This window comes from Microbacterium sp., from assembly GCF_003248605.1.
Lineage (GTDB): Bacteria > Actinomycetota > Actinomycetes > Actinomycetales > Microbacteriaceae > Microbacterium.
On record NZ_QFPF01000006.1, the window covers coordinates 20,160 to 46,639 of the forward strand.

Sequence of the window (26,480 nt, forward strand, 5' to 3'; positions counted from 1 at the left end):
CTTGCCGCGCGGCATCGCGCCGAACATGTGAGAACCCTCCGAATGCGCGCGTGAGGTTGATCCGCGCCCGGATTCTCGGAATCGTGGCTGACTCGTCGTCCCCTATGGGAAAGGAGAGCCCTATGCTCACCCTCACCGAGAACGCCGCCACCGCCGTCCGCTCGATCGTCTCGCAGGTGCCCGACACCGCCGATGGCGGCCTGCGCATCCGAGGCAACGGCACCCCCGACGCCGGCTACGAGCTGGCCGTCGTCCCCGCCGCCGAGGCCGGCGACGCCGTAGTCGAGCAGAGCTCGGCCCGCGTCTTCGTCGACCAGCAGGCAGCGCTTCAGCTTGACGACAAGATCCTGGATGCCGAGGTCGGCCAAGACGGATCCGTGCGATTCGCCCTCGCCAGCCAGGCCTGAGACAGGTTCTCGAAGCCCCCGTCGCGTTGCGCGGCGGGGGCTTCGTCGTGCGCGCCGCGATACCGGGTACCGTGTGCAGGATGCCCGACATCCGCGCGCTCGACCCCCCACCGCCCCGCGTCTATCGCCGGCGATTCGAACCCGGATCGCTTTCCTTCCGCGTCCTCCGATCCGGGCCCACGGTCTCAGAACAGCCTGCCGTTGTGCTCATCCACGGAATCGGGATGTCGCACCGCTCCTTCGCGGGTCTGCATCGTCTGCTGGCGGCGGAAGGACCTGTGTACTCGGTCGACCTGCCGGGCTTCGGCGGGCTTCCCAAGCCCTCGGCAGACATGGACGTCGCTACCGCGGCCCGCGTCCTCGGCGAGCTTCTGGCGGACGCACGGTTCGGTCCGGCGGTACTGGTCGGGCACTCTATGGGCGCGCAATGGGCGATAGAAGTGGCCACACGGCGGCCGGAGCTCGTGTCTCGGGTCGTCGTGATCGGTGCGGTCACCGACGCCGCTCGCCGCTCATTCTTCGCTCAGCTGGGGTCACTCGCGCTCGACACCTTCTGCGAGCCGCCATGCGTCAACGCCGTCGCGTTCGCGGACTACGCCCGATGCGGGCCGCGCTGGTACGCGAGACAGCTGCGCCACATGCTCCGATACCCGATCGAGGATCGCGTGCGCGCGCTCCCGATGCCCGTCCTGGTCATGCGCGGATCTCGCGACCCCATCGCCGGTCTGCGATGGTGCCGACGGCTGCGTGACCTCGCGCCGGCCGCCGAGCTGATCCTCGTCCCCGGGCATCATCATGCCGTGCAGCACTCGGCCCCGCGCACCGTGGCATCGGCGCTCCGGGCATTCGTGCGCACGTGACACCCACGGACCGATGACCCCGCTCGTGGCTCGGCGTCACCCGCTCCCTCTGCCGTTGCCATTGTTGCCCCCGTCGCCGTTGTTGTTACCCGGCCCGCGGTTGTCCTGGCCGGGCGGGTCAACCGGCGCATCGATGGGGGCCGCGGGCTCGGCCGGCGCCTCCGGCACGATGTCGGGTTGCGGGTCGACCACGATGGTCTCTTCGGGCACGGTGTCGACCGTCTCCGGCACGCTCTCGTCCTCCGACGGCTGGTCGGTGGGCGCGACGCCCTCGTCCTCCGCGACCGGGCTGATCGACGGGGCCGGATCGACCGTGTCCCCCGCGCCCGGTGCGAGGGCCAGCGCGAGGGCCAGTATGCCCGCGGCCGACGCTCCGACCGCACCCCAGACGAGGGCGGGCCGGCGTCGGCGCCGCGCGCTCCGCGCTCCCGCGCGCGTGTGCGGCGGCGCGCCCTCGGGCGTCAGGAGCGAAGCCGAGGCCGGGGCGTCCGAGGGCAGCGCGTCGAACCGCCGGGTCGCCTCCGGGGCATCCGGTGCAGGCGCCGGCGGCATGTCGGCGGCGAAGAACGCGAGGGCCGCGGCATCCAGAGCGGTCACCGCATCCACCACGGCCGCGGCGCTCGGCCGGGCGAAAGGATCCATCGCCGTCATCGCCGCGAGCAGCTCACGCCAAGGCCGGGGCAGCGAATCCGGGATGCCGGGGCTCTGTGAGAGCCGTACGACAACGGATGCGACGCCCGAAGAGTGCGGAAAGGCGCGGTCGCCGGTGAGGCTCTCGAGAAGCACGAGACCGAGCGCGTAGATGTCGGCGGCGGGACCGGCGGGTGCGCCGCGCACCTGCTCGGGAGCCAGGTACGCCGCCGTGCCCAGCACGGTGCCGGGCGCCGTCAGCCGGGTCGCGTCGGTGAGGTAGGCGATCCCGAAGTCCGCGAGCTTGGCCCGGAACGGTGCGCCGGACGCGCCGGGAGGGGCGAGCAGGATGTTCGAGGGCTTGACGTCGCGGTGCACGATGCCGGCGGCGTGCACTGTGGCGAGCGCGTCGGCGAGGTCGCGGCCGAGCGCCGCCACCGCTGTGGCCGGCAGCGGTCCCGAATCGGTGCGCTCTCGTAGGGAGGGGCCCTCGACGAGTTCCATCACGAGGTATCCGCGTTCGCCGGGCACGATGCGCGCGTCGTACAGCGTGACGAGCGAGGGGTGCGCGAGCGAGGCGAGCAGCGTCGACTCGGTGCGCAGGCGCCCCGAGTCCAGAGCCGGGTCGGAGCTCTCGCGCATCATCTTGACCGCGACGACCCGCCCGAGTACGACGTCCTCGGCACGGTGCACGCGCGCCATGCCGCCCTCACCGAGACACTCGCCGAGCACGTAGCGACCATCGAGCAGCTCCTGCGTGCCCGTGTCGGCGCGCGTCGGATCGCTCATCGGGTTCCCTCCCGCGACCGCCCTGCGCGGATCGCGCCCTCCGGTCACCGTAACGAGGTCGGGCCTCGGCTCCTCGGGGGTTGACAATCGCTCCGACCGCGGTCAACGCTCGGAGCGGCCTCCGCGCGCGTCGAACGTGGCACGGTGAGCGGCGACCTCCGAGTGGTGCTCATGTGCCCACACGACGAAGGCGGCAACGGGCGCGCTCAGACTCATGCCGAGATCAGTCAGCGCGTACTCGACACGCGGTGGCACCTCGGCGTGGGCCGTGCGCGTCACCATGCCGTCGCGCTCGAGAGTGCGCAGGGTGTGGGTGAGCATGCGATGCGAGATGCCGGGCACGGCGGCCATGAGCCCGGTGAAGCGCTCGGGACCGTGCGAGAGGTGTTCGATCAGGAGAAGGCTCCACTTGTCGGCCATCCGCACGATCATCTCGCGCACGAGGTCGCGCGTATCCGCGTCACAGCCGTCGACCATGACATCCGGAAGCGCCTGCAGGGAGTTCGCCATGGCATCGACCTCTTTCTCTCTCGGCTCACGCACTTCAAAGTGCGTGAGCGCCGTCGGGATTATTCCGCATCGTCGGCCGTTAGGCACTCTAGGTCACCGTCGGACGCCGTGCACTCGGTGGCGTGCGGCCGTCGCCGAATCCCCCCATCTGCCGGCCGCTTCTCGGTCGCGCATCGTCATGAAAGGAACCCGGATGCTGATCGCACTCTGGATCGTCAACGCACTGCTCGCCTTCGCCTTTCTCGGCGCGGGCCTGATGAAACTCGCCCGGCCGAAGCCCGCCCTCGCCGCGTCGGGTATGGCCTGGACCGAGGACTTCGGCAGCCCGAGCGTCAAGCTCATCGGAGCGCTCGAGGTCATCGGCGCGGTCGGTCTTATCGTGCCGCTGCTGACGGGTATCGCACCGATCCTCACCCCGATCGCGGCCGTGGGCCTTGCGATCGTGATGATCGCCGCCGCGGTCGTGCACGTGCGCCGCAGGGAAGCCGCGACCCCGGCCATCGTGCTCGCGGTCGTCTCGATCGTCAGCGCCGTCCTCGGTTTCGTGGTCGTCCTCGGGTGATCCGCGCCCGTGTCACCGCTTCGCTCGATGACGCGGTGACACGGGCAACTCGCGGGCGCAGAATCCAGCCGCCGCCCGTGGCCTGACCTCTTGCGCGGCGCCGCGTGCGGGTGTGTGCTTTCAGGTGAGAAGAGAGGACACGCCATGGACGCCGCACGCCACGAAGCCGCCCCGCGAACCGCCCACCAGAGCATCGAGGAGTTGTCGACCGGCGAGTCCTGGCGCCTCATCGAGTCCCATCAGCTCGGTCGGCTCGCGATCGGCGGACCGGACGGTGCACCCGATGTCTTTCCCCTCAACTACCTCGTGCACGAGGGATGCATCTTCGTACGTTCCGCGCCGGGGTCGAAGCTGCGCGCGATGTCGGAGCGCCCTTCCGTCGCCTTCGAGATCGACGGACAGGAACACGGTCGCCACTGGAGCGTCGTGATCCGAGGCACAGCCGATCGGCTCGACGCCGATGACGAGATCGAGGCGTCGGGGGTGCTCGACCTCGTGACATGGACACCGACCGAGAAGCACAACTTCGTGCGCATCACCCCCGCCTCGGTGTCCGGTCGCCGATTCCGCTCGCCCGAGGGAATGCGGCCGCGCATGGGTGGGGATGCCCCGGTCCGCACCGCCACGGTCGACGCCCCACGCCCGTCCGGTCACGATTCCGCTTCTCGCAGCAAGGCACAGAAGCCGCAGCCGATCCCGCACTTCGCACCGCCTGCGCACGACGCCCCCTGACTCCGGCACCTCGGCGGACGCACGATGCCTGATCGCACGGCGCACTCGCGCGGCCGATCAACCCCGGGTCCAACCACCGAGATAGGCCTCGACGTCCACCTCGCCCTCCAGCGCGCGAACGCCGTCGCACGTCGCGCGTCCCCGAGAGAAGAGATCGTCGCGAGCCCACCTCAGGTGTCGCGCCCGTGAGCGCATCGAGGAGATCCGGATCAGCTCGGTACCGGCGTCGTCCACGATCAGGAGCTCGCCGAGCTGTCCGCGCCCGACGTGCGAGACCTGTGCGGCGAGCGCACCACCGACGACAAGGACCGGGCGGAGGATGTCGAGGTGCACCCGCACCCGATCGAAGCGTCCTCGTCCGAGGGGGGCTCGGGTGCCCGTCTCGCTTTCGGTCGCCTCCGCGCCGGGTATCGCCGCCAGCACGCTGTCGACGCTCACGAACACATCAGCGGGGGTCGCGGGTGCTGGCGGCCCGCTGACGGCCACATCGACCTTCGCGCTGCGCAGTCCGCGACCGCGCGACCCGGGAACGGGTATCAGGTCCGAGAGCCGGATCGCCTCGGCGTTCTTCGCGCTCCGGCCCGCCGCCGGGCGCTCAGAGGCGTCGGGACCGTCGTGCCAGGCGACGGCCGTGGGTGCATGGGCCAGCAGCGCCCCGCCGATCCACGCGCGATAGGCCCACTCCCAGTCCTCACCTCCGTAGGACGTGAAGGTCTCGTCGAAGCCGCCGACCTCGGCGAACAGCCGCCGCGAGCAGGCCAGAGCGGCACCGATCACGTAGCGGTAGCTGCGGTCATCGGCATCGAGCAGGTTGCGCGAGGTGCGATACGCCTCTCTCAGCCAGGGCGGTTCGACCAGTTCGCGCCCCGCGACTGCGAGCTCGATGTCCTCGGTCACCGGCACACCGTCCAGACGCGCGTGACGACGGCGACCCACCGTCACGCAATCCGGTGCGAGGGCGGGAAGCCGCACCAGCTCTCGGACGAACGCCGGTTCGGGAGTCGTATCGGCGTCGAGGAAGACGAGGATCTCTCCGGTAGCGGCCGCCGCCCCCAGGTTACGCGCCGCAGCCAGGCGGAAGCCGGCGTCCTCCTGCCGCACCAGCACGACGTCGTCCGGCACGCGCGGACGCTCCGGCGAGCCGTCATCGGCGACGATCACCTCCAGGCGATGGGACGGGTGATCCTGCCGCCGCAGCGCGGCGAGGGTGCGCGCCAGCTGCTGCGGCTGGCGGTAGTGCGCGACGACGACCGACACCATCGGCGGCACATCAGGGCGTACGCCCGCGAGCAGATCCCACCGGTTGCCGGGGAGCGCGGTGCCGGCCGGAGGCGTTGTCACCGTGCCGGTCCGTTCCACCAGGAGAGGTAATCCGCCGCCACATCGGCGAGTGTCGGTCGTAGGCTCGCCCCGGCAGGCAGCGCGGTCCGCTCCGGATCGCGCCACGCCTCCACAAGCCGGAGCGCCAGCTCGGCCGGCTCGTACCGGGCGATCGTGCGGGGACGCAGCCGATCCATCTCCCGCGCATAACGCGAGTCGACCACGAGGGGGCGCCGCCCCGCCTCCACCCAGTCGAGCATCGATCGGGAGGCCGACACGTGCTCGTGCGCGGCGAGCGGGATGCCCTCGTCCATCATGCGCTCGTCGAACGAGGCGTCGGCGAGAAAGCCGGTGACGTCGAAGCGCACGCCGAGGCGTTCGGCCTCGTTGCGCAGGACCGCGACATCACCCTCGTGTCCGGTCGAGGGCGCGCCGATGGCGCGGACGACGACCGCCCCCACCGGCTCGCCCGCGCGGCGGAGCGCACGCGCCGCGTCCGCGGCCGCCTCGATGGCCTGCGCGTGCCCTTTGCCGGGGTAGATGTAGCCGGCGAGGAGCACGACGAGGTCGCGGCGACCGCTTCGTGCCGCATCGTGCTCTCGGGCGCGCAAGCCCGACGGTGAGGAGCGGCGAGCGCCGAGCGGAATCGCGTGAGGAGTGGCGACGCCGGGGAGGAAGTCGGCGACCAGCCTCTGCTCGTGCTGACTGTTCACCGCGGCGGCGTCCACGGCGGCGAACATGCGTGTGTAGGCAGCGACCCGCCGCTCGAGACCCGTGCCGTCGGAGGTCTGCGGCACGTCGTGCACCGTCACCGTCAGCGCCGTGACGGAGGCGAGGCCTTCGAGCCTGTCGGCAGCCTCCTCGGGAGAGCGCCCGAGGAGGCGATCGGTGACGTGCAGGTGGACTCGCCCTGCACGTCGCGCGACAGCCTGCGCGTCGGGCAGGCTGTCGACCCACGCCACCTCGGTCCGGTCGTCGGTCTCACGCAGCGCGGCCGCAACATCCGCGGCGTAGGCCACGACACCGTGCCCTTCGGGGCCCACGATCAGCTGGAGCGGCGGGACGCGGGTCATTCGGCTCATGGTTATACGCCGGGGCCCTCCGCGTCAAGCCGCCTCCGGTGCCGTCTCCGCCCCCCTATCGTTCGATGTGCTCGACACGCGACAGCGCGTCGGGTTCCCGGCCCGTCACCCAGAAGGGACACGATGGCGACCTCCGCGATTCCCGTGGCACCCCCCGACAAATCGGTGCGCCCCGTCGGTGCCGTCACCGTCGCCTCGGCCCCGGCCGGACACCCCTTCGTCGCCCGGATCACCGCTGCCCCGGGAATCTCGCTCCTGCCCGACCCGCCGGTCCCGGGAGCACCCGCGGGGGTCTGGTGGCCCCCCGCGGTCCTCGATCCGGTCTGGATCGCGCGCAACGCGTCGTCGGCGCAGCTGCTGCACATCCACTTCGGCACCGAGTCGTACTCAGCCGGTGAGCTGGCGGCGGCCATCGATGCCGCTCATGATGCGGGCTGGCCGGTCGTCTTCACCGTGCATGACCTCGATCACCCCCAGCTCGGCGATCAGACGAGATATGCGGAACAACTCGACGTGCTCGTGGGCGGCGCGGACGCCGTGATCACCCTGACTCCCGGCGCCGCATCGGCCATCGCGGGACGATGGAACCGGGAGTGCCTTGTCATCCCGCATCCCTCGATGGTCGCACCGGATGCCCTCCCGCCGCGCGTGCGCACGTCTGACGAGACGCTGATGGGGGTGCATCTGAAGGACATCCGCCCCAACGTGGACGGGCCGGGCACCGTCCGCACGCTTCTGCAGGCGGCGGCCGAACTGCGCTCACACGGCGTGCACGCTCGCGTGGAGGTGCGCCTGCACCATGGGGTTCGCGACGAGGACTCCCGTCGCGAGGTCCGCAGACTCTGCGCGAAGGACGATCATGCGACCCTCGTCGAGCATGAGCGCCTGTCGGACGCCGAGCTGGACGTCGCGCTCAGCAGGCTCGATGTCGCTGTGCTGCCGTACCGGCACGGCACGCATTCGGGCTGGCTGGAGCTGTGTTGGGATCTCGGCGTCCCGGTCGTCGCGCCCGCCGTGGGCTTCTACGCCGAGCAGCACCCGGACGATTCCGTGGCGTCCTACGCGCCCGGTGACGTCGCCGGCCTGGCTGCGGCCCTCACGGCGCTGCTCGGCGATGCGGATGCGAACCGGGCGGGCTCCCCCGCGCGAACCGATCTCCGCATCGCTCGGCGTGCGCGGCGCCGCGCTTCGGACGCCGCGGCAGCCGAAACCCACGCCGCGCTGTACCGCCGTCTGCTGGCGAACGGATCGGTCGCGTGAGCGGCGCCGGCGGCCTGCGGATCGCCGTGATCGCCCCCCTGCGGTTTCCGATCCGCCCGCCGCACTCGGGCGGGCTGGAATCCGCAGTGTGGTCCGAGGTCACGGCTCTGCGCGCTCGCGGACACGAGGTCACGATGGTCGCCGTCCGGGGCTCGGACTTCGTCATCCCCGGCAGTCCGTTCGAGCTGCCGATCCTCGACTGGCCACGGGGCGCAGCGCTGTCCGACATGACCTATCCCCTCAGTTACGAAGCGACGACGGTGCCGGCGCTCGAGCGGGCGCTCGAGGCGCTCGCCTTGGGCGCGCAGAGCTTCGACGTCGTATCGAATCATTGCCTGCATCCCCTCCCCCTCAGATGGGCTGCGAAACTCGGGACCCCCATGGTCACCACGCTTCACACGCCGCCCGATGCCGCGTTCATCGCGGCGCATGCGACCGCCGGATCGGGGGGCAGCGCCTTCTTGGCCGTCAGTGACTTCACCCGCCGGGAGTGGGCGCGCGCGGGGCTGCACTCCGACGTGCTGCCGAACGGAGTCGACCCCCACGCGTGGCCGGAGGGCCGAGGCGGCGAGGGAATCGTCTGGTTCGGGCGGATCGTGCCCGAAAAGGCTCCCCACCTGGCCGTCGACGTCGCCCGCCGGTTGGGTCGACGGCTCACGATCGCGGGACGCATCGGCGATCACGCCTACGCCGAACGCGTGCTCTTCCCGTTGATCGGCGACGACGTGACCGTCACCGGCGCCCTCGCACCCGCCCAGCTCGCCGCGATCGTCGGCGGCGGTGCCGCCGCGCTGTCGACACCCGCGTGGGCAGAGCCCTTCGGACTCGTCGCGCCCGAAGCGCTCATGTGCGGAACGCCCGTGGTGAGCTTCGCCGTGGGCGGCGTGCCTGAGATCGCAGCGGGAAGCACGGGCATGGAGATCGTCGGGCCCGGCGATGTGGACGCCATGGCCGAACGTGCCGAGAGACTCATCGAACGTACGGCCGAGGATGCCTCCTTCCGGCGTCGCATTCGCGCGAGCGCGCTCCGCCGTTTCTCGCTCGAACGGCGCATCGGCGTGCTCGAGGATGTCCTCACCGAACTCGCCGCCGGCACCCCGCTCGCAGAAGGGCTCACCGCATGACGCTCCGCATCGGCTGGTATGTGCACCACCACGGCGGCGGACACCTCGCCCGGATGCTGTCGATCGCACGTCATCTGGACGCCGAGATCACGTGCTTCAGTTCGCTGCCCGAGCCGGAGACGCTCCCGGCAGGATGCTCATGGATCGTGCTGGAGCGCGACGACGACGTACGGGCGGGCATCACCGCGCCCGCCGATGCCGACCCGACCGCCGGGGGGCTGCTCCACTGGGCGCCTCTGGGACATCCCGGGCATCTCGGAAGGCTGGCCGCCATCGCCGCGACTCTCTCCCGATCCCCCTGGGATGCCTTCGTCGTGGACGTCTCGGTGGAAGTAGCGGTGCTCGTGCGCCTGTTGGGGATCCGCACCGTGGTGATCGCCCAGCCCGGACGCCGCGACGACGTCCCGCATCGGCTCGGCTACCGGGCAGCGACGACGATCCTGGCACCGTGGCCTCGGGCGCTTCTGCAGCCGGCGCACCTCGACGCGATGGCCGACAAGGTCGTGTACACGGGCGGTATCAGCCGATTCGAGCATCGACCTCGCCCACAGAGGACGGGAGACGGGGCCGACCGCCGGGACGTGGTGGTGCTGGGCGGACGCGGTGGCAGCGACGTGACCGACGCGGCGGTGGCAGAAGCCGCGGCCGCGACGGGGCTCACCTGGCGCAACCTCGGCGCCACACCGGATGCACCGTGGACGACCGATCCCTGGGAGGATCTCACCTCGGCGGGGATCGTCGTCGCATGGGCGGGTCAGAACTCCATTGCCGACCTCGCCGTCGCCGGGGCGGTTGCGGTGGTCATCCCCCAGGACCGCCCGTTCTCGGAGCAGCTCGAGACGGCGCACGCGGTCGAACGCGCCGGGCTCGCGGTCGTCGTCACCCGCTGGCCCCCGGCGAGCGCCTGGCCGGAACTCATCGAGGACGCCGCCTCGCTGCACCCGGACTGGTCGCAGTGGCAGGTGGAGGGGGCCGCTGCCCGCGCCGCCGAAGCCATCCGCGCAACCGCGAGCCCGCGTCCATGACCGCGGCGCTCGCAGGCGCGACGGCGGTGGTCACCCTCTGCTCCTCCGCTCGGGTCGGTCATGTGCGCAACCAGCTCGCCGCGCTGCGTCATCAGCGCGACCTCGCACGGATCGTGGTGTGGATCACCGAGGAGGACCCCCCGGCGCTGGAAGCGGAGTCCGTCCTCCGCGTGCCGCCCGGCGCGGACGGGTGGCGCCTGGGGGCCGCGCGCAACGCCGGCGCCTCTGCCGCCCGAGCCGCGGGCGCCGATCTGCTGGTCTTCCTGGATGCCGATTGTGTACCGGGCCCCGACCTGATCGCGGGCTATCGGGCGGCTTCCTCATCGCACCCGGATGCTGTCCTCAGCGGTCCGGTCACCTACCTGCCCGCGGGTGTCGATGTGACTGATCCGGGCACGCTCGCCGCAGCGACGGCACCGCACCCGTCCCGGCCGGACCCGCCCCCGGGGCGCACGCGGGTGGCGACATCCGCCGAGTACGCCCTGTTCTGGTCGCTTTCCTTCGCCGCCACCGCCCGCACATGGGCGCGTACCCGGGGATTCGACGAGGGGTACGAGGGATATGGCGGCGAGGACACCGACTTCGGCTTCAGCTTGCGCCGCGCCGGCATCCCCCTCGTGTGGGTCGGAGGGGCACACGTGTACCACCAGCATCACGCGACATCCACACCGCCGTGGCAGCACCTCGATGACATCCTGCGAAACGGCGCACGGTTCGCGGCGCGCTGGGGAGAGTGGCCGATGACGGGCTGGCTCGAGGCCTTTGCCGAGGCCGGCGCGGTGGCGTGGGACGGATCGGCCTGGCGACGTACCGGGTCAGCGCCGGATCCCCGGTCCTCCCGCGGCGGTTAGCCCGTCACTCCCCGCCTCGGCGTCGCCCCGATCCGCCGAGCAGACGATCCGCGGCCGCGATCAGGTCGGCCGCGACGGGATCGGGGGCGAATCGATCGATGCCCCGTCGCGCACGCGCGGCCAGCTCCCGGGCCAGAACCGGTGAGTCGAGAAGAGCACGCAGCGCGAGCGCGAGCCGGTCGGGATCGGCGGGCGGAACCATGAGGCAGTCCTCGCCGTCGACGCAGAAATCGTCGAACCCGCTGCCGGACGTAACAACCAGCGGTGTTCCGATCGCCTTGACCTCGAGGGCGACGTTGCCGAAGCCCTCCCAGCGCGACGGGCACATGGCAACGGTGGCTTCCCGGATGGCGACGTACAGGTCATCTCCCGGCACATGGCCGAGCCAGGTGATGCGCTCCCGTACCGGAGCGGGCACGAGGGCGAGCAGGTCGGCCCGGGTCGGCTCGAACCGGGCGTCGCCGCCGGCACCGGCGAGCACGAGACGGGCGCGAGGATCGTTCAGCCGCCCGAACGCGGCGACGGCATCGACCACGCCCTTCCGGCGTTCCGAACGGCCCAGGAAGAGGATGACGGGGTCGCCACCCTCCGGCCAGCCCGGCGGAAGTGCCGCCGCCGTCGACGCAGCCCGGACGTGTTCGACGTCGATGCAATTGCGCACGACGGCAGCCCGCGACGACGCGCCCACGCCCGCTCGGATGAGCATCGCGGTGGAAATCGGTATCAGTCCCGCGGAACGGCGGATCTGACGGGACTCCCGGTGCATCTGCAGGGCGACGGGGAGGCGGCGCGCTCGGGGCAGGTCCCTCAGCCGAAGTCCGGATACGCGGTTCGCCAGCCTCGCGCTGGTGGCGAGGTTGGTCAGCAGCGGCGCGCGCCGCGGCAGGGCGGCCCCGAGCGCGCACCACTCCGGCACGAACACGCGATCGTACGCGCCGGCCTCGTAGAGATGGCGAACACGGCGTGCATTCGCGAACAGCGTCCGGATGGGCGCGGTCCCGCCCGCGCGCTCGAATGCGACGAGACGAACCCCATGCAGTTCCGCGTCGGCCCGGGGCTGCGCATCCGAGAAGACCACCAGGTCGATCTCCACACCCTGCCGCACGAGGGCCGGCAGCAGGGCGGCGTAGTGGCGCCCGATCCCGCCCGTATACGAGGTCAGCCCCGCGTATTCCGTGGTCGCGACCAGCCAGCGCTCGCTCGGTGCCACCCCGCCCGCGAGCGTCATCGGTACCGCCGGGGAACGGTCCATGGCCGACCGAACTCCTCGTCGAAGCTCGCGGGGAAGAACGGGCTGTCACCGCCGGCCGGATAGCTGGTCAGCTCGCCGAAGACGATGCGACCGGCGATGTCGTAGAGGTCCACACGAACGAAGTCGGTGTCTGCACCGAGCCGCTGCGCGATGTCGATCATCTCGACGAGCCGGTCGGGCGCGGCGGGCGTCGGGTCCGCCCACGGTGGTCCGCCGCTCAGCGGCAGGCGGGTCCACGCCGGGTCGAAGAAATCCTGGGTGCGGCGACCGAAGCGGCCGGAGTCCACCTGAATGAACGCGCACGCACCGTGGAAGACGAAGAACTTGTAGTCATCGGGGATGCCCCCGTCCGCACCGACGAGGAGTTCTTCGACGATCACGCGCCGCGGTACCCGCCCGTACGCCCATTCCCGGTTGGGGCCCTGGCCGTAGAGCTGCGCGACCCAGCCCCGACCGAGTCGGACCACTTCGTCCGCATCGATCCGCGAGGGCCGCACATGGCTGTAGACCCAGCTGCCGGGCTCGCTCGGGACACGCGCATCGGCCGGCGCGGCGTCGGAGACCACCAGGGCGGCGCCGCTTCCGTGCGTGGGTTTGACGACGTAGGCGGACGGCAGGTCGAGTCGGCGCAGATCGTCCGGGTCGTCCACCACGGCATACGCCGTGGGCAGGAACTCTCGGCCGACGATCTCGGCGACGTACTCGCGGACCGCGGCCTTGTCAGCGAACGTGACGACGAGCGCGCGGCGATCGCGCAGCATCTTGTACCGCACCTTCTCGCGGAAGGTGCGGGGATCTCGGGTGCGCCACATCCTCACGGCGCGTACCAGGCGGCTTCTCTCGCGCCACTGCACGCCGTCTGCCCGATACGCCCGCCCCGCTCCGTCGCTCACCGCCGCCGTCGACGGCGTATCGGAATCGGCACGCTCGGCCGGCCTGGACGTCATCTGCTCAGGTTAGGTCAGACCGCTCAGCCCGATCTCGCCCTTGACATGCCTCGCACGTGGGCGCAACCCCCTGCGATGGCATCCGCGGCCGGGGCATCCTGGGCACGCGGGAGCGCGGCGGAGACTGCGCGGCGAACGGGCTGGACGGTGGAGAGGAACGGCTGATGGCCACGGGGACGGCAGCGCCGAGCGACATCGATCTGGCGGAGCGAGCGCGGCTGTCCTCGCGGAACGCGTGGTCCGGCATCCTGTTCGGGATCGGACTGGTCGCCTTTCTCGACGAGACGCTCTTCCACCAGGTCCTGCACTGGCACCACTTCTACGATCTCTCCACCACCGACATCGGTCTCGTGTCGGACGGCTTCTTCCACGCGCTGAGCTGGGCGGCGACGATCGGCGGACTGTTCCTGCTCGCCGATCTGCGCCGTCGTCGCGCCTTCTGGCTGACCCGATGGTGCGGCGGCGTGCTCGCGGGAGCCGGTGGTTTCCAGCTCTACGACGGCCTCATCCAGCACAAGGTTCTCGGCATCCACCAGATCAGATACGTCCCGGAACTGCTCGTATACGACGTGGTCTGGAACCTCGTCGCCGTGGGCCTGCTGGTTGCCGGCATCGTCCTCATCGTCCGCACGCGGCGATCGAGGATCCCCGCGCGGGGTGAGCGTGCACGACCATAGCGCCGGCGGCACGTCGGGCATCGTTCTGCTCTTCGGCCTGCCCTTCGCGCTGGCGGCGCTGCTCTACTGCGGCGGCGTCGGCGTCCAGCTGCGGTCCGGGCGCCGATGGCCCTGGTACCGGACGCTGTCGTGGCTGACGGGAGCGGGAGCGGCCGCATTCGCGTTCGTCGGTCCTCTCGTGTCCGCTCCCCAGGGGTTCGTCCCCCACATGTGGTCGCATCTTCTGGCGGGAATGCTCGCGCCCGTGCTCCTGGTGATCGCACGTCCCGTCACCCTGGCTCTGCGGTCACTGCATGTCCGCAGAGCGCGACAGATCTCCAGGGTGCTGCGCAGCCGCCCCGTCGGATTCCTCGTGTCTCCCGCCGTGGCGACCCTCCTGAACCTCGGCGGCATGTGGGCTTTGTACCGGACCGACCTGTACGAGTGGATGCAGGTGAGCCTGCTGCTGCATCTGGCGGTGATGACGCACGTGCTCTTCGCGGGCGTGCTTTTCACCGTCGCCGTCATCCCGTTCGATCCGTCCCCGCATCGCGCCTCGTTCCCGACGCGCCTCCTCGTCCTGGTCGCGGCCCTCGCGGCGCACAACGTGCTCGCGAAGCTGATCTACGCATCGCCGCCGGACGGAGTCCCCGTGGTGGACGGCCGGGCGGGGGCATTGATCATGTACTACGGCGGCGACGTGGTGGATGCCGTTCTCCTCACCGTTCTGTGCGCCCAGTGGTATCGGCAGGCCGGGCATCCTTCGCGCGAGCGGATACGGCCCGCGCGCCGGCGTCGGCGTCCGCCGGTCCGGTCCGCCCGCGGCCGGGCCACCACCACGCAGCGCGCCCCATCAGGGTCATGATCGAGGGCACCAGGAGCAGCCGGATGACGGTCGCGTCGACGAACACCGCGACGGCCAGACCCACGCCGAACACCTTGATCACGGGGTTGGGGCTGAAGGTGAAGCTCAGGAACACGGCGATCATGATGATCGCCGCCGCCGAGATGACACTGCCGGTCTCGGCGAGTCCGCGCGTGACGGCGTCCCTGGCCGTCGCGCCGCGCAGCCACGCCTGACGCACGGCGGTGAGCAGGAAGACCTCGTAGTCCATCGACAGACCGAAGAGCACGGCGAACAGCATCATCGGCACGTACGGATCGAGCGGCACCGGCCCGTCCAGGCCGAACAGCTCGACACCGTGGCCCTCTTGGAACACCCAGACGACCACCCCGAACGCCGCGGTGATCGAGAGCACGTTGCACAGGGCCGCCTTGATGGGGAGCAGGATCGACCGGAACGTGAACGCGACGAGCACCATCGCCGCGGCGATGACGATTCCGATCAGCCAGGGCAGGCGGTCGGCGATACGATCGCTGAGGTCGATGCGGTTCGCCACGGCGCCTCCGACATGCGCGTCGACACCGCTGCCGGCGATCGTATCCGTGCGCAGGGTGTGTACGAGATCGGCCGTAGCGGGATCGCTCGGCCCGGTCTCCGGCAGCACCTGCATCGTGATCACGCCGTCCGCTGCCGCGGGCGGCGCTGCGGATGCCACCCCCTCCACACGCGCGATCTGTTCACGAAGGTCCGCCCAGGCCGCAGCGTCCTCCCCCTCGCCCACCACGAGCAGGGGCGCGTTCTGGCCTGCGCCCCAGTGCTGAGCGGTGAGATCGAACGACGTGCGCTGGTTGGAGCCGGGCACGGCGTTGCCGGGGCTGGACTGCCCGAGCTGCAGCGCGAGTGTCGGCAGCGAGATCGCGGCCAGCACGACGAGTGCGGCGACCGCCGCGGCGAGCGGATGGCGTGTGAGGCGCGGAGCGAGGCGTCCCCACACGCTGCGGCGAGGCGCCGCCTGCGCAGCCGGCACGGACGCGCGCTCACGTCGCGGCAGGGCTCGGCGACCGATCAGCGCGAGCACGGGCGGAGTCAGTGTGAGGGTGGATGCCACGGCCACGAGCACGACGATCGCGGTGGCATAGCCGAGCCAGGCGACGAACTCGACCCCCGAGATCGCCAGGCCCGCCGTGCACACGGCGACGGTGATCCCGGCGACCATCGCGGCTTCGCCCGCGCCGTGCCCGGTCTTGGCGACGGCCTCGACCACTTCGGCACCCTCGCGCAGCGCCTGCCGGAAGCGCGAGAGCAGGAACAGGGCGTAGTCGATGCCCACGCCGAGGCCGACCATGATCGCGAGGGTGATGGCGCTGTCGGGAATCGTGAACCCGTGGCTGAGCATCCACACGATGCCGACACCGCCGGCGACGGCGATGACCCCCGTACCCACCGGGACGAGCGCCGCGAGCGCGGACCCGAGGGCGATGAAGAGCACGATGAGCGCGGCGACGACACCTACGAGCTCGCTGTTGACGGTTCCTGCCTGATCGACCTGGGTGCCCAGCGGGGCGCCGATCGCCACGTCCAGGCCCGCGCCCCGGGCGGGATCCAGCGCCGAGTCGACCGCCGCCTGCCATGCCCGGCCCTCCTCCTTCGGGTCGCCGCGCACGGTCAGCAGCAGGGCGTCGCCATCGGGTGCGATCGAGCCCGAGCGCGCGGCGGTCTCTGGATCGTCGAGCGGATTGTCGACGGCGGCGCCGGACGCCTCGGCCAGCTCGTCGACCACCTCGGTGATGACGTCCGTGTGAGCGACGATGTCGTCGCCGGCGATCACGATCCGGCTCGACGGCGCCTCGGGCTCCTCGTCGGGCTCGGCACGCTCGTCCAGCAGCTGCGCCGCGGCCCAGCTGTCGCTGCCGATCACCTCGACCTCGTCCTGCAGGTCCGGCCCGATGAGGCTGGCCGTGCCGAACAGAGCCGCCACCACGACCACCCAGGAGGCGAGAGTGAGCCAGCGGTGCCGCGCGCACGCTCGGGCGATGGTCGAGACGAGGTTCTTCACAGATCAGCCCTCCGGGCTCTCGGGGCTCCCCATGCAGCTTCGGGTGTGCTCGAGCGCGTCGCCCGGGGAGGGGTCGGTTCTGGTGGTCGGGATGCTCAGGTCGAGCTGCGCGGACCCGTCGGCGAACGCTATGCCTGTGACGGTCAGCCCTCCGCCGCTCGGGAGCGGGATGCCATCGAGCAGACGGGAGGCGAACCCCGCATCGTCGCCGGCCCGCCCGGAGAGCATCCGCAGGGCTCGGTCGGCCGGAATACTGATGCCACCCGCGCTCACCGAGTCCGCGACGAGCAGCCAGCCCCCGTCGGGCCTGCGCTGCGGGACGAGGAGGAGTTCGACGGGCAGGGAGGCGCCACCCAGGGCGCGCTCACGCGTCATCACCAGACCGTCCGGGACGGAGCGGACATCGATCTCCTGCTCCGACGAGCACCGCACGACGGCATCCAGCGCGGCATCGGGCACCGTCACCCGCAGCGCGATGCGGCCCGTGGCCAGCTGCCAGAGAGCGGGGGTGTCTGCGAGCGCAGCATCGACCCCCGGCATCCCCTGCTCGAATGTGGAGAGACGCGCCTCGACGCGCTCGCGGGCGGCGAGCTCGACGCTCACGCCGAGGGAGACGAGCACGATCGCCGCGGCGCCGGCCGCCACTGTCCATCTGCGGGCACGTCGGGTGAGCATGTGGCCAGCAAAACGGCCCGACCTCTCGACACCCGGACGTGATGCTGACGAAATCCTGACGATCTCGGCACGGCGGCCGACGGCGCTCGCGGGGCGGGGGCTGATCCCTACCATGGGCGCATGGAGCAATCCGCGAGCGCCCACGCTGCCGTGCGCGTGCTCGTCGTCGACGATGACGAGGGCATCCGCGTCCTGCTGCAGTCGATCCTCGCCGCTCCTCGCTTTGACACGTCGGGCGTGGCGGGCGCGGCCGAGGCGCTGGTCGCCACGCGGGCGCAGGCGTACGACGTGATCCTGCTCGACCGGTTCCTGCCCGAGGTCGATGCGGTGCAGCTGCTGACACCACTGCGGGTGGCGGCGCCCGCCGCGGCCCTGATCATGCTGAGCGCCGTCGACGACGTCGACGGGCGGGTGCAGGCCCTCCGGGCCGGTGCGGACGATTTTCTGACCAAACCGTTCCACGTCTCGGAGGTGATCGCCAGGATCGACGCCGTGCGCCGGCGGGGACAGGTCGCGGCCGATGACCCCGAGACTGTCCGCTACGCCGACCTCGAGATCGATGTGGCGGGTCGCCGCGCCCGCCGGTCCGGCGAGGTGCTGCCGGTCACGCCGACGGAACTGAAGCTGCTGGCCTTCCTGGCCGCGAACGCCGAGCGCGTGCTCTCGCGCGGTCAGCTTCTCGAGCATGTGTGGGGGTACGACCTGGCGACCGGGGCCGACGTCGTCGAGAAGGCCATCTCGACCCTGCGCAAGAAGGTGGATGCCGGCCGTCAGCCGCTCATCCAGACCGTGCGCGGTTTCGGCTACTGCCTCCGCACGGAGATCGCATGAGGGTGGCTCGAGCACCGCGGACGATGGTGCGCACGCTGCGGCGTCGCCTGCTCCTCGTCGTCGCGATCGCGGTGCTGCTGGTGGGAGTCGCCAGCGTCTGGGGCATCCGCATCGTGACCGATATCAACGCCGAACGACAGGTCCACATCGCCGCGCAGGCGGTCGCGACCTGGGGCACCGACGACGACGGCGACAGGGTCATCAATACCGATCGTCTCGCGGATGCGGCTGCAGCATCCACGATCGTCGCTCTGCTCGGCCCCGACGATCGGGTCGTCGCAGCGAGCTCGGCCCCCTCGGCGACAGTCTCGTCTCTCGAGCGCATCGCCGCCGACACCGGTGCGGGGCGCACGTCTCGCGTGGATGTGGACGGACGCACGACGCTGTTCGCCGCGGTGGATCTGCCCCCGGGCACCGTGGTCGACGACGGCGAGCGCACCCCGGTCGATCGGGCGCTGGTCGGAATCAGCGTCGAGGGTTCGGACCGGCTGGTCGCAGCCCTCGCGCTGGCTGCGGTGGGCATCATCGCAGGCGTACTGATCGCGGTCTGGGTGGTTGTGACCCTCGTCGTCACCCGCACCACCCGATCGCTGACCGAGCTGACCGCCCGGGTCGAGGACGGCCGCCTCGACGGGATGCTCGACACGGCGGCGACCGAAGCGTCGGGGCGACCGAGCGTCTCGGGGGGTTCGGGGGGTTCGGGATTCTCGGAGTTCTCCGAGACGCACGCGATCTCGACCGCGATCGCTCGCCTCGATGCCCGGCGCGATGCGACGGAGCGACAGTTGCGGGACTTCGTCGCGGATGCATCGCACGAGTTGCGCACCCCGCTCACCAAGATCCAGGGCTGGTCGGAGCTCCACTTCCAGAGCCCCGACGATGCAGACACCACCGATCGCGCCTTCGCGAGCATCGTCGAAGAGTCGGAGCGCATGCGCTCGCTTGTCGATCGCCTCGCACAACTCGCGCGCGCCGAGGGCGCGCCCGGTCTGTCGGAGACGGTCGATCTCGCGGCGATCTGCCGCGAGGCCGCAGACGACGCGGCCCTGCTCGATCCCGATCGCCGCATCACCGTGAACGCCCCCGACCGCGCCCTCGTCGAGGGTGATCGGCTGACCCTCACGCAGCTGGTGCGCAACCTCGTCGGCAACGCGCTTGTGCACGCCGGTCGGCATGCCTCGGTGACCATCGCGCTCGAGAGCGCGCAGGGAAGCGGGGCGGATCGCGCGTCGGGCGCTCCACCTGAGGGCGGGCGGGGCCGTGTGACGCTCACGGTGGCCGACGATGGCGTCGGCATCCCGCCGTCGGTGCGCGAGCGCGCGTTCGACCGTTTCGTCACCGGCGACCGACGCACGGGTACGGGTCTCGGGCTGGCGATAGCACAGGCCGTCGCGTTGTCCCACGGCGGCACGATCGGCCTCGCCTCCGACGCGGACCAGGGCACGATCGTGACGGTGCAGCTGCCACGTGGAGCGCCCGCGCGGCCGTAACGGTGCGGGGTCGTTCCTGCGACCGTCGCGGCACCCGAAGATGACGGCATTCTCACCTGCTTCTCATCTTCAAAGCCCTGATCCAGGCACTATTCGATGCTGGAATGTCGGTGGCCCCGGGCAAGATGAAAGCATGACCGAAGCCGCACGAGAGGCCCTGCTCCGAGCCGATGCGCGGCTCGATGCACTGCTGCCGCGGCTGATCGATGTGCGAGTGCGCAAGGCGCAGCTCGAGGCCGAAGAGGCTCGTCTGCTGGCCGAGGCCCGCAGCATCGCCGATGACTGGACGACCGATTCCGGCAGCGGGCACTCGGGGTCCGGTGCCGATCTCGCGCATCGCACGGTCGCCGCCGAGATCGGTGCGGCGTGGCGGGTCAGCGATCGCACCGTGCAGCGCCAGATCCACGAGGCGGCCACCCTCGTGGCCACCTACGCCGCGACGACCAGAGCCCTCGAAGCCGGGCAGATCTCGATCGCGCATGCCCGGGCGATCATGTCGGCGGGGGCCGTGATCGACAAGCCCGAGCTGCGCGCCGAGTACGAGCAAGAGATCCTCTCCTTCGCCTGCGCCGAGTCGGCGTCGCGGCTGACTCCGGTCGCCAAGCGCCGGGCCGAGTGGTTCGCCGAGACGACCTTCGAACAGCGCCACCGCCGCTCCCTCGCCGACCGCACCGTCTGGGTCACCGACCTCGATGACGGCATGGCAGAGCTGCGCGCGGTGCTTCCCGCGGTCGTGGCCCACGGCATCCACGATCGTCTTTCACAGATGGCGCGCACCGTCACCGACGCACGCACACCGGTCACCGGCAGCGAGACGGTGGATGCTGGCGCCCAGGCGCAACCCGACGCCGAGCCCGTCGACACCGATGCCGGCGCGGGCGCGGGCGCGGACGCGGACTCAGACGACCGCTCGACCGATCAGGTGCGCGCCGACATCTTCGCGGATCTGCTGCTGGCGGCCGACCCCGCGGCACACGACGGCGGGCCCACGGGACTCGGGGCCATCCGCGCCAGCGTGCAGATCACGGTGCCGGTCATGAGCCTCATCGATCAGGCGGTCACCGATCCGTACGAGTCGCCGTTCCTCGCGGGTCGCTCGCCCGTCGACAACACCACCGCGTGCATGCTCGCGGCGGGGGCGCCCGGGTGGGATCGCATCCTGACACATCCGATCTCGGGCCAGGTGCTCGCCGTCGACAGATATCGGCCGAGCGAACAGCTGCGCCGACATCTGGTGGTCCGCGATCAACACTGCCGGTTCCCGGGGTGTCGTATGCCCCCGCATCGATGCGACGCCGACCACACGATCGATGCCGCGCACGGCGGCTGCACCGGCGATGACAACCTCGCCCTGCTGTGTCGGCGGCACCACATCCTCAAGCACCATTCCGCGTGGGCGGTGAGACAGCTGCCGGGCGGGGTGCTCCAGTGGACCAGCCCCACCGGTCGCCGCTACACCGACACTCCGATCAGTCGCATCGCGTTCGCGCCCGATCCCGAGTGCGAACTCGAGCCCGCACCCTTCTGATCCCGACGGGCGCCGCCTCCAGCCCTGCGGCGCAGCGGCGTTTGGCGGCGGCGTTCGGGACGCAGGGCGGACATGCCCTGCAGTATCGGACGCTCCACGCAGGCCGGTCGGCCGGCAGGATCGGGTGCGCTCGGGGACGCAGGACCTCCATCGAGCAGTGCAGAAGATCGGTTTGCGTGCCAAAGATCCGGAGGGATCGGGCGGCTCAGCATGGATCGCCCCCGATCGGGATCCAGCGGCGGCACGGGTCCGGAATGTTGACCGGTTTGAGCCGAGAGGCGCACTGGAAGAGCGCCGCCGCTCGTCACGGAGGGCTTCGATGCCGCCTACGCCCGGGCGCGAGGTCGCCGGCGGCGCGGGCTTCCACATCGCGGGCGGCGCGTCGACGGTCCGTCAGGCACTCGCGGCCGCGCTGACGCACGAGCGAAGTCGGTGCCCGTCACGCGGGGACGAACACCTCAGCCCGCCACGAGCACCGGCCGGTACCGCACGGCCATCGCCCCCGACCGGAACTCGTGACGATCCACCAGCTCGAGCGCGATCCGATCGCGCAGACCGGCAAGCAGCGTCGGGCCGTGCCCCGCAAGCACGGGCTGAACGATGAAGACGTACTCGTCGATCAGTCCCAGATCCGCCAGGGCGAGGGGCAGGGTCACACCACCCACGAAGAGGCCCTCACCCGACCCCTCCTTGAGGCGCCGAACCGCGTCCGCCAGATCGCCCCGCAGCAGCTCCGCATTCCAGTCGACGCCGTCGAGGGCGCTCGATACGACGTACTTCTTGGCCGTGTCGATGGTCTCGGCGAACGGAATCTCCCACTCCTTCATCCAGTCCGGCCACACACCCGTGCCCGGTCGTCTCCACGCCGACTGCATCATCTCGTACGTGACCCGCCCGAACAGCAGCGCATCCGCCCGCCCCACCTCGGTGACCCAGAAGCGCATCGACTCCGCATCGGGCGCGACCCCGGCCTCGTGATGACAGCATCCATCGATCGTGACGTTGATCGCATAGCGAAGTGGTCTCATCTCGTCGCTCTCCCTCGAGTTCCGCGGCACGGCGTGGCCGGATGGTCCTCAACCTACTGCGGGCGTCGCGCGGCATACAGGGCTGGATGCTGTCGCCACACCGAGTGCGCCATTCCGGTGCCGGCGGGGGTCTCGCGGGCGACGCGACCGATGACGGTCTACCATTTCGGGATGACGACCCCGCCACCGATCGACGACATCCCGATCGGCGGCGACAGCATCCGCCTCGGTCAGTTCGTGAAGTTCGCGGGTCTACTCGACTCCGGCGGAGACGTCAAAGAGGCGATCATCGACGGCTTCGTGCTCGTCAACGGCGAGGTCGACCGGCGCCGTGGTCGACCGCTGCAGCTCGGCGACGTCGTCACCTTCGAAGGGCGCAGCGTCCGCGTCTGCCCGTGAAGCGCTGGCCCGCGATCGACGACCTGCCCGGAACGCCGAGCCGGATCAGGTAGCGGGCATGCGAAACGGCGCGGCGTGCGCGAGTGCCCACTCCAGCGCGTAGTCGGCGACCTCTTCCCATCCGGGTTCCGCGCAGATCCAGTGCGAGCGGCCGGGAAACTCGTGGTACTCCGTCAGCGATGGAGACTTCGCCCAGTGCCTGGCGTTGGACTTGTTCACCGCCGGCGGCATGATGTGGTCTTCGCTGCCGCCGATGAAGAGCAGCGGGGCACGCTCCTGCGAGTAGTCGACCCACGTCTCCTGCCGCCCGGGCTTGAAGTTCGCAATCAGCCCGTATGCCCACACCCAGTTGCCGGGGGCAGCGATCGCGTACCGCTCCCACACCGCATCCGAATCCTCGCGAGACAGCGTGTTCGTGAACGCGTAGTGAAACTCATCCTTCGTGAACGCGACGGCCCGGTGGATGTTCGCGGGATTCTTCAGCGCCGGGAACAGCGAGCGCACCTGCGAGAGGGGGGTCACGCGCACGCCCTCGGTCGGCGCGGAATCGACGACGACCGCCGCTGCACCGAGGCCGCGTGCGACCAGCAACTGGGTGAGCGTCCCGCCGAACGAGTGCCCCATGATGATGGGGGGCTTGGGCAGCGCGTCGATCTGTGCGGCGAGGTACTCAACGGTTTCGGGGACGGTCAGATTCGCGATGGTGTCGGGATTCTCGCGGAGGGCCTCGACCTCGATCTCGAAACCCGGGTACGCGGGCGTGAGAACCGTGAGGCCCTTCGCTTCGTAGTGCGCTTTCCAGCCCTCCCAGCTGCGCGGGGTCATCCACAGTCCGTGCACGAGGACGATGGTGTCGGGGGCGTCTGCGTTGTCGGTCATGATGCGGGTTCCTTTCAGCGGTGTGGAACGGTCGGTCGATCAGGAATCGATGAAGGCGAGCAGATCCGCGTGCAGGCGTTCGCGCTCTGTGTCCGGGAGCCCGTGCGCCCCGTTCTCGTAGACGAGGAGCTGGGCGTCCGGGATTGCCGCGGCGGAGCGTTGGCCGCCCACCGCGAAGGGCACGATCTGATCGTCGTCACCATGGATCACGAGGGTGGGGACGTCGACTCGTGCGAGGTCGGGACGGAAGTCGGTTGCCGAGAAGGCGGCGATGCACTCGTATGCGGCACGATGTCCGCAGGCCATGCTCTGCAGCCAGAAGGCGTCCCGCACGCCCTGCGAGATGTCGGAGTTGCGGTTGTGACCGAAGAACGGACCGTTGGCGAGGTCTCGGTACAGCTGGGAGCGGTCGGACGCTTCGCCGGCGCGCAGTCCGTCGAAGACCGCGAACGGCACGCTGTCGGGATTGTCATCCCGCTCGAGCATCAACGGCGGCACCGCCGAGACCAGCACGAGTTTGGCGACGCGGTCCGTCCCGTGCCGACCGATGTAGTGGACGATCTCTCCGCCCCCGGTGGAGTGGCCGACGAGCGTGATGGAGGTGAGGTCGAGGTGGTTGATGAGGCACGCGAGGTCGTCGGCATACGTATCCATCTCGTTCCCGTCCCACGTTTGGCTCGAGCGTCCGTGACCGCGACGGTCGTGGGCGATCGCGCGGTGTCCATGCTGGGCGAGGAAGAGCGCTGCCGCTTCCCACGCATCCGCGTTGAGCGGCCACCCGTGGCTCAGGATGACGGGAGATCCATCACCTCCCCAGTCCTTGTAGAAGATCTGCGCACCGTCATCGGTCACGACGTAAGGCATGGGATGTCCCTCCTCGGCATGGGGTTGATGGGGATGCCCCATGCTCCCTTGGGCCGCAGGTTCGGCGAACCACGTGGTTCACGTAGTCGTGACGACTCAGTCCGTGGGGAACCGTTCGGAGAGTTGCCTCCGGGAGGTGACACCCAGCTTCCGGAAGACCTTGCGCAGGTGATAGTCGACGGTGTTCACACTGATGAAGAGTGCCGCGCCGATCTCGGGATTCGTGCGACCGCTGGCGGCGAGACGCGCGACGGCGGACTCCTGCGGGGTGAGGTCGTCGGCCGATCGGGATGCATCAACACCGGCCCTGACGCCGGTCCCCTCCAGCTCACGGCGGGCGCGCCCGGCGAAAGCCGGTGCATGGCAGCGTTCGAAAATGAGGAGCGCCTTCTGCAGGTGCTCGCGGGCATCGTGGCGGCGCTTGCCGCGCCGCAACCACTCGCCGTACAGCAGGTGTGCCCGCCCCACATCGGCGACCAGCGTAGAGGCGGAGAGCTGCGCGATGGCTTCGAGATACAGCGCTTCCGCCCGGTCGTCCTCCGCCAGCAGAGCCGCGCTGCGCGCCGCCACCCCGCGGATCCACGGGGTGCCCGCGTGCCGAGCGAACTCCGCCAATCTGTCGACCGATCCTCGCACCTGCTCGGCATGGCCGCTTCGCACCGCGGCTTCGACGTACTCCGGCAACTGCTGATAAGTCACCTGCAGGAATTCGCGGGTGACCATCGGACGGAGTCTCTCGTAGGCGTCGCGGTAATGCCCGTCGGCGATGTCGCGGATGCTGACGCCCATCATCGCGATCGTCCACGCGCCTGCGAACCCGGTCACCAAGGCCCCGTCCGCGATCGACTCGACTTCTGCCAGCTGCGCGCCCGCCCATGCGAGGAACGCTGCGTTGACGACTTGCTCGGCGCTGTACCCGATGGCGCGCCGCAGCTCGCGGACCTGCTCGATGTAGCGGTCGGACGTCGCGGGGTCGCCGCGGACCAGTTCGACCAAGCCCAGCAACCACAGTGTGGTGTCGACCTCGCGCAGGCGCCCGCGGTCGCGTGCAGTCCGGAGGGACCTGTCGAGAAGCTCCACGCAGGCTCGGTCGTCCCAGAGCGCCATGGTCAGGGCGACACCGACCGTGCCGCTGTCGAACCCCTCGTCATCCATAGCGGAAAGGGCGGCCAGCGCGTCCCGCATGAGAGGCACGGCCTGCTCATACGGCAGCAGGATGTGTGCACTCAGTCCACGCAGGATGCGTGACATCGGGCCGTCGCGAACACCGACGCCGTCGGCAAGCCTCTTGCCGAGCTCGGGCAGCGTCACGTCTTGCGCCGCCCACTCCGCGACCAGCAGAATCTCGAACGCTCGGATGAGAGCGCGCTGCTCGAGCTCCGGCGCCGCCCCGTGGAACAGCTCCGCGGCGCGAAGCATGTGCGCCGCGCCGGTGACCACGCCCTCGCGGTCGGCGACGAAGAGGGCGACGAGCGCCTGCAGCTGCAAAACCCGGCCGCTGCTGACCGGGTCGAGACCGTCGATATCGATCTGATCGATCAGGTCGAGGGCCAGCGTCACGGCGCCCGCCTGTGCCGCCGCCTCGGCCGCGTTGAGCAGTCTCCCGCTGCGAAGAGACCCCCCGGTGGTCAGCTCGGCGGCGCGCGTGAGCAGTCGCGCCTGTGAGGCACTGCCCCCGCGTTCGCCCGCCGACTCGGCTGCCGACTCCAGCCGCAGGGCGATCGCTTCATCGGCCCCCGCGCTGGCGGCGGCGGCATGCCAGACCGCCAGATCGGCGCGCCCGACAGCATCCGATTCCGCGCGCAGCGCGTCGTGCACGCGACGCCGATCGGCGTCCGTCGCGGTGTTGTAGACGACGGACTTGACGAGCGAGTGGCGG

The 26,480-nt window shown here is 70.7% G+C and carries 25 protein-coding genes and 1 pseudogene; 14 read left to right on the top strand and 12 right to left on the bottom strand.

The window, feature by feature from the left end; all coding sequences use genetic code 11:
• Positions 1-122 precede the first annotated feature (122 nt).
• Together DI573_RS01850 and DI573_RS01855 are read left to right on the top strand one after the other, a co-directional pair.
• On the top strand, positions 123-407 hold the full coding sequence (locus DI573_RS01850) for a Fe-S cluster assembly protein HesB (RefSeq protein WP_292810030.1): 285 nt from the start codon (positions 123-125) through the stop codon (positions 405-407).
• A gap of 203 nt (positions 408-610) precedes the next feature.
• Positions 611-1,267 carry an alpha/beta fold hydrolase gene (locus DI573_RS01855; protein ID WP_292810032.1) on the top strand — a complete coding sequence of 219 codons (657 nt, stop codon included), beginning with the start codon at positions 611-613 and terminating at the stop codon, positions 1,265-1,267.
• Positions 1,268-1,303: 36 nt separating this feature from the next.
• Here the strand turns inward: DI573_RS01855 and DI573_RS01860 are convergent, their stop codons facing one another.
• Positions 1,304-2,686, bottom strand: coding sequence for a serine/threonine-protein kinase (locus DI573_RS01860; RefSeq protein WP_292810034.1), 1,383 nt, complete (start codon positions 2,684-2,686; stop codon positions 1,304-1,306).
• A gap of 102 nt (positions 2,687-2,788) precedes the next feature.
• On the bottom strand, positions 2,789-3,196 hold the full coding sequence (locus DI573_RS01865; protein WP_292810036.1) for a helix-turn-helix domain-containing protein: 408 nt from the start codon (positions 3,194-3,196) through the stop codon (positions 2,789-2,791).
• Positions 3,197-3,389: 193 nt separating this feature from the next.
• On the opposite strand from DI573_RS01865, the gene DI573_RS01870 reads away from it, so the two are divergent.
• Positions 3,390-3,758, top strand: a complete 369-nt coding sequence (locus tag DI573_RS01870) for a DoxX family protein (RefSeq protein WP_292810037.1) — start codon at positions 3,390-3,392, stop codon at positions 3,756-3,758.
• Between the two features lie 144 nt (positions 3,759-3,902).
• Positions 3,903-4,490 carry a pyridoxamine 5'-phosphate oxidase family protein gene (locus tag DI573_RS01875; protein WP_292810039.1) on the top strand — a complete coding sequence of 196 codons (588 nt, stop codon included), beginning with the start codon at positions 3,903-3,905 and terminating at the stop codon, positions 4,488-4,490.
• A 57-nt stretch (positions 4,491-4,547) separates the two neighbouring features.
• Here DI573_RS01875 and DI573_RS01880 read toward each other — a convergent pair whose 3' ends face one another.
• Entirely contained in the window at positions 4,548-5,831 is a 1,284-nt protein-coding gene (locus DI573_RS01880) for a glycosyltransferase (protein WP_292810040.1), read from the bottom strand.
• Positions 5,828-6,883 (bottom strand): hypothetical protein, encoded by a 1,056-nt coding sequence (locus DI573_RS01885; protein WP_292810041.1) that lies wholly within the window; start codon positions 6,881-6,883, stop codon positions 5,828-5,830. The genes DI573_RS01880 and DI573_RS01885 overlap by 4 nt, the downstream gene beginning before the upstream one ends.
• A 132-nt stretch (positions 6,884-7,015) precedes the next feature.
• On the opposite strand from DI573_RS01885, the gene DI573_RS01890 reads away from it, so the two are divergent.
• The 4 genes from DI573_RS01890 to DI573_RS01905 are packed head-to-tail and all read left to right on the top strand — an operon-like array spanning position 7,016 to position 11,152.
• Positions 7,016-8,152, top strand: coding sequence for a hypothetical protein (locus DI573_RS01890; RefSeq protein WP_292810043.1), 1,137 nt, complete (start codon positions 7,016-7,018; stop codon positions 8,150-8,152).
• Positions 8,149-9,276: a glycosyltransferase gene (locus DI573_RS01895; RefSeq protein ID WP_292810044.1), complete on the top strand. Its 1,128-nt coding sequence runs from the start codon at positions 8,149-8,151 to the stop codon at positions 9,274-9,276. The genes DI573_RS01890 and DI573_RS01895 overlap by 4 nt, the downstream gene beginning before the upstream one ends.
• Complete coding sequence (locus tag DI573_RS01900) at positions 9,273-10,301, top strand: glycosyltransferase (protein ID WP_292810046.1); 1,029 nt, start codon at positions 9,273-9,275, stop codon at positions 10,299-10,301. Before DI573_RS01895 ends, DI573_RS01900 begins: the two co-directional genes overlap by 4 nt.
• A complete protein-coding gene (locus DI573_RS01905) occupies positions 10,298-11,152 on the top strand; it encodes a galactosyltransferase-related protein (protein WP_292810048.1) in 855 nt (284 codons plus the stop codon). Before DI573_RS01900 ends, DI573_RS01905 begins: the two co-directional genes overlap by 4 nt.
• A gap of 4 nt (positions 11,153-11,156) precedes the next feature.
• On the opposite strand, the gene DI573_RS01910 is transcribed toward DI573_RS01905, so the two are convergent.
• Together DI573_RS01910 and DI573_RS01915 are read right to left on the bottom strand one after the other, a co-directional pair.
• Positions 11,157-12,404, bottom strand: a complete 1,248-nt coding sequence (locus DI573_RS01910) for a glycosyltransferase family 4 protein (protein ID WP_292810050.1) — start codon at positions 12,402-12,404, stop codon at positions 11,157-11,159.
• Positions 12,377-13,351 carry an ATP-grasp fold amidoligase family protein gene (locus tag DI573_RS01915; RefSeq protein ID WP_292810052.1) on the bottom strand — a complete coding sequence of 325 codons (975 nt, stop codon included), beginning with the start codon at positions 13,349-13,351 and terminating at the stop codon, positions 12,377-12,379. Before DI573_RS01915 ends, DI573_RS01910 begins: the two co-directional genes overlap by 28 nt.
• 164 nt (positions 13,352-13,515) lie before the next feature.
• Between DI573_RS01915 and DI573_RS01920 the strand changes: the two genes are divergently transcribed.
• Together DI573_RS01920 and DI573_RS01925 are read left to right on the top strand one after the other, a co-directional pair.
• Positions 13,516-14,028 carry a DUF2243 domain-containing protein gene (locus DI573_RS01920; protein WP_292810054.1) on the top strand — a complete coding sequence of 171 codons (513 nt, stop codon included), beginning with the start codon at positions 13,516-13,518 and terminating at the stop codon, positions 14,026-14,028.
• Positions 14,009-14,872: a cytochrome c oxidase assembly protein gene (locus DI573_RS01925; RefSeq protein WP_292810056.1), complete on the top strand. Its 864-nt coding sequence runs from the start codon at positions 14,009-14,011 to the stop codon at positions 14,870-14,872. Before DI573_RS01920 ends, DI573_RS01925 begins: the two co-directional genes overlap by 20 nt.
• 4 nt (positions 14,873-14,876) lie before the next feature.
• Here DI573_RS01925 and DI573_RS01930 read toward each other — a convergent pair.
• Positions 14,877-16,907: pseudogene (locus DI573_RS01930) on the bottom strand (MMPL family transporter); the annotation flags it as partial.
• Positions 16,908-16,910: 3 nt separating this feature from the next.
• Entirely contained in the window at positions 16,911-17,582 is a 672-nt protein-coding gene (locus DI573_RS01935; RefSeq protein WP_292810058.1) for a hypothetical protein, read from the bottom strand.
• A gap of 120 nt (positions 17,583-17,702) precedes the next feature.
• Between DI573_RS01935 and DI573_RS01940 the strand changes: the two genes are divergently transcribed.
• From DI573_RS01940 to DI573_RS01950, 3 genes are all read left to right on the top strand, one after another.
• Positions 17,703-18,413: a response regulator transcription factor gene (locus tag DI573_RS01940; RefSeq protein ID WP_292810060.1), complete on the top strand. Its 711-nt coding sequence runs from the start codon at positions 17,703-17,705 to the stop codon at positions 18,411-18,413.
• A complete protein-coding gene (locus DI573_RS01945) occupies positions 18,410-19,903 on the top strand; it encodes a HAMP domain-containing sensor histidine kinase (protein WP_292810062.1) in 1,494 nt (497 codons plus the stop codon). The genes DI573_RS01940 and DI573_RS01945 overlap by 4 nt, the downstream gene beginning before the upstream one ends.
• 133 nt (positions 19,904-20,036) lie before the next feature.
• Positions 20,037-21,431, top strand: coding sequence for an HNH endonuclease signature motif containing protein (locus tag DI573_RS01950; RefSeq protein ID WP_292810064.1), 1,395 nt, complete (start codon positions 20,037-20,039; stop codon positions 21,429-21,431).
• A 458-nt stretch (positions 21,432-21,889) separates the two neighbouring features.
• Here DI573_RS01950 and DI573_RS01955 read toward each other — a convergent pair whose 3' ends face one another.
• Positions 21,890-22,459 carry a dihydrofolate reductase family protein gene (locus DI573_RS01955; protein WP_292810066.1) on the bottom strand — a complete coding sequence of 190 codons (570 nt, stop codon included), beginning with the start codon at positions 22,457-22,459 and terminating at the stop codon, positions 21,890-21,892.
• A 171-nt stretch (positions 22,460-22,630) separates the two neighbouring features.
• On the opposite strand from DI573_RS01955, the gene DI573_RS01960 reads away from it, so the two are divergent.
• Entirely contained in the window at positions 22,631-22,858 is a 228-nt protein-coding gene (locus DI573_RS01960; protein ID WP_292810068.1) for an RNA-binding S4 domain-containing protein, read from the top strand.
• A gap of 45 nt (positions 22,859-22,903) precedes the next feature.
• On the opposite strand, the gene DI573_RS01965 is transcribed toward DI573_RS01960, so the two are convergent.
• The 3 genes from DI573_RS01965 to DI573_RS01975 all read right to left on the bottom strand — a co-directional run.
• Positions 22,904-23,737: an alpha/beta hydrolase gene (locus DI573_RS01965; protein WP_292810070.1), complete on the bottom strand. Its 834-nt coding sequence runs from the start codon at positions 23,735-23,737 to the stop codon at positions 22,904-22,906.
• Positions 23,738-23,776: 39 nt separating this feature from the next.
• Positions 23,777-24,601 carry an alpha/beta hydrolase gene (locus DI573_RS01970; RefSeq protein ID WP_292810072.1) on the bottom strand — a complete coding sequence of 275 codons (825 nt, stop codon included), beginning with the start codon at positions 24,599-24,601 and terminating at the stop codon, positions 23,777-23,779.
• A 96-nt stretch (positions 24,602-24,697) separates the two neighbouring features.
• The coding region (locus tag DI573_RS01975) for a helix-turn-helix transcriptional regulator (RefSeq protein WP_292810074.1) at positions 24,698-26,480 on the bottom strand (1,783 nt) is incomplete at its 5' end.

Excerpts from the sequence above, each read along its gene's own strand:
- DI573_RS01955 (WP_292810066.1), bottom strand. The coding sequence starts at position 22,459 with ATGAGACCACTTCGCTATGCGATCAACGTCACGATCGATGGATGCTGT.
- DI573_RS01905 (WP_292810048.1), top strand. The coding sequence starts at position 10,298 with ATGACCGCGGCGCTCGCAGGCGCGACGGCGGTGGTCACCCTCTGCTCC.
- DI573_RS01910 (WP_292810050.1), bottom strand. The coding sequence starts at position 12,404 with ATGGACCGTTCCCCGGCGGTACCGATGACGCTCGCGGGCGGGGTGGCA.
- DI573_RS01935 (WP_292810058.1), bottom strand. The coding sequence starts at position 17,582 with ATGCTCACCCGACGTGCCCGCAGATGGACAGTGGCGGCCGGCGCCGCG.
- DI573_RS01915 (WP_292810052.1), bottom strand. The coding sequence starts at position 13,351 with ATGACGTCCAGGCCGGCCGAGCGTGCCGATTCCGATACGCCGTCGACG.
- DI573_RS01865 (WP_292810036.1), bottom strand. The coding sequence starts at position 3,196 with ATGGCGAACTCCCTGCAGGCGCTTCCGGATGTCATGGTCGACGGCTGT.
- DI573_RS01900 (WP_292810046.1), top strand. The coding sequence starts at position 9,273 with ATGACGCTCCGCATCGGCTGGTATGTGCACCACCACGGCGGCGGACAC.
- DI573_RS01950 (WP_292810064.1), top strand. The coding sequence starts at position 20,037 with ATGACCGAAGCCGCACGAGAGGCCCTGCTCCGAGCCGATGCGCGGCTC.
- DI573_RS01850 (WP_292810030.1), top strand. The coding sequence starts at position 123 with ATGCTCACCCTCACCGAGAACGCCGCCACCGCCGTCCGCTCGATCGTC.
- DI573_RS01970 (WP_292810072.1), bottom strand. The coding sequence starts at position 24,601 with ATGCCTTACGTCGTGACCGATGACGGTGCGCAGATCTTCTACAAGGAC.
- DI573_RS01870 (WP_292810037.1), top strand. The coding sequence starts at position 3,390 with ATGCTGATCGCACTCTGGATCGTCAACGCACTGCTCGCCTTCGCCTTT.
- DI573_RS01890 (WP_292810043.1), top strand. The coding sequence starts at position 7,016 with ATGGCGACCTCCGCGATTCCCGTGGCACCCCCCGACAAATCGGTGCGC.
- DI573_RS01940 (WP_292810060.1), top strand. The coding sequence starts at position 17,703 with ATGGAGCAATCCGCGAGCGCCCACGCTGCCGTGCGCGTGCTCGTCGTC.
- DI573_RS01920 (WP_292810054.1), top strand. The coding sequence starts at position 13,516 with ATGGCCACGGGGACGGCAGCGCCGAGCGACATCGATCTGGCGGAGCGA.
- DI573_RS01860 (WP_292810034.1), bottom strand. The coding sequence starts at position 2,686 with ATGAGCGATCCGACGCGCGCCGACACGGGCACGCAGGAGCTGCTCGAT.
- DI573_RS01875 (WP_292810039.1), top strand. The coding sequence starts at position 3,903 with ATGGACGCCGCACGCCACGAAGCCGCCCCGCGAACCGCCCACCAGAGC.
- DI573_RS01965 (WP_292810070.1), bottom strand. The coding sequence starts at position 23,737 with ATGACCGACAACGCAGACGCCCCCGACACCATCGTCCTCGTGCACGGA.
- DI573_RS01945 (WP_292810062.1), top strand. The coding sequence starts at position 18,410 with ATGAGGGTGGCTCGAGCACCGCGGACGATGGTGCGCACGCTGCGGCGT.
- DI573_RS01960 (WP_292810068.1), top strand. The coding sequence starts at position 22,631 with ATGACGACCCCGCCACCGATCGACGACATCCCGATCGGCGGCGACAGC.
- DI573_RS01885 (WP_292810041.1), bottom strand. The coding sequence starts at position 6,883 with ATGACCCGCGTCCCGCCGCTCCAGCTGATCGTGGGCCCCGAAGGGCAC.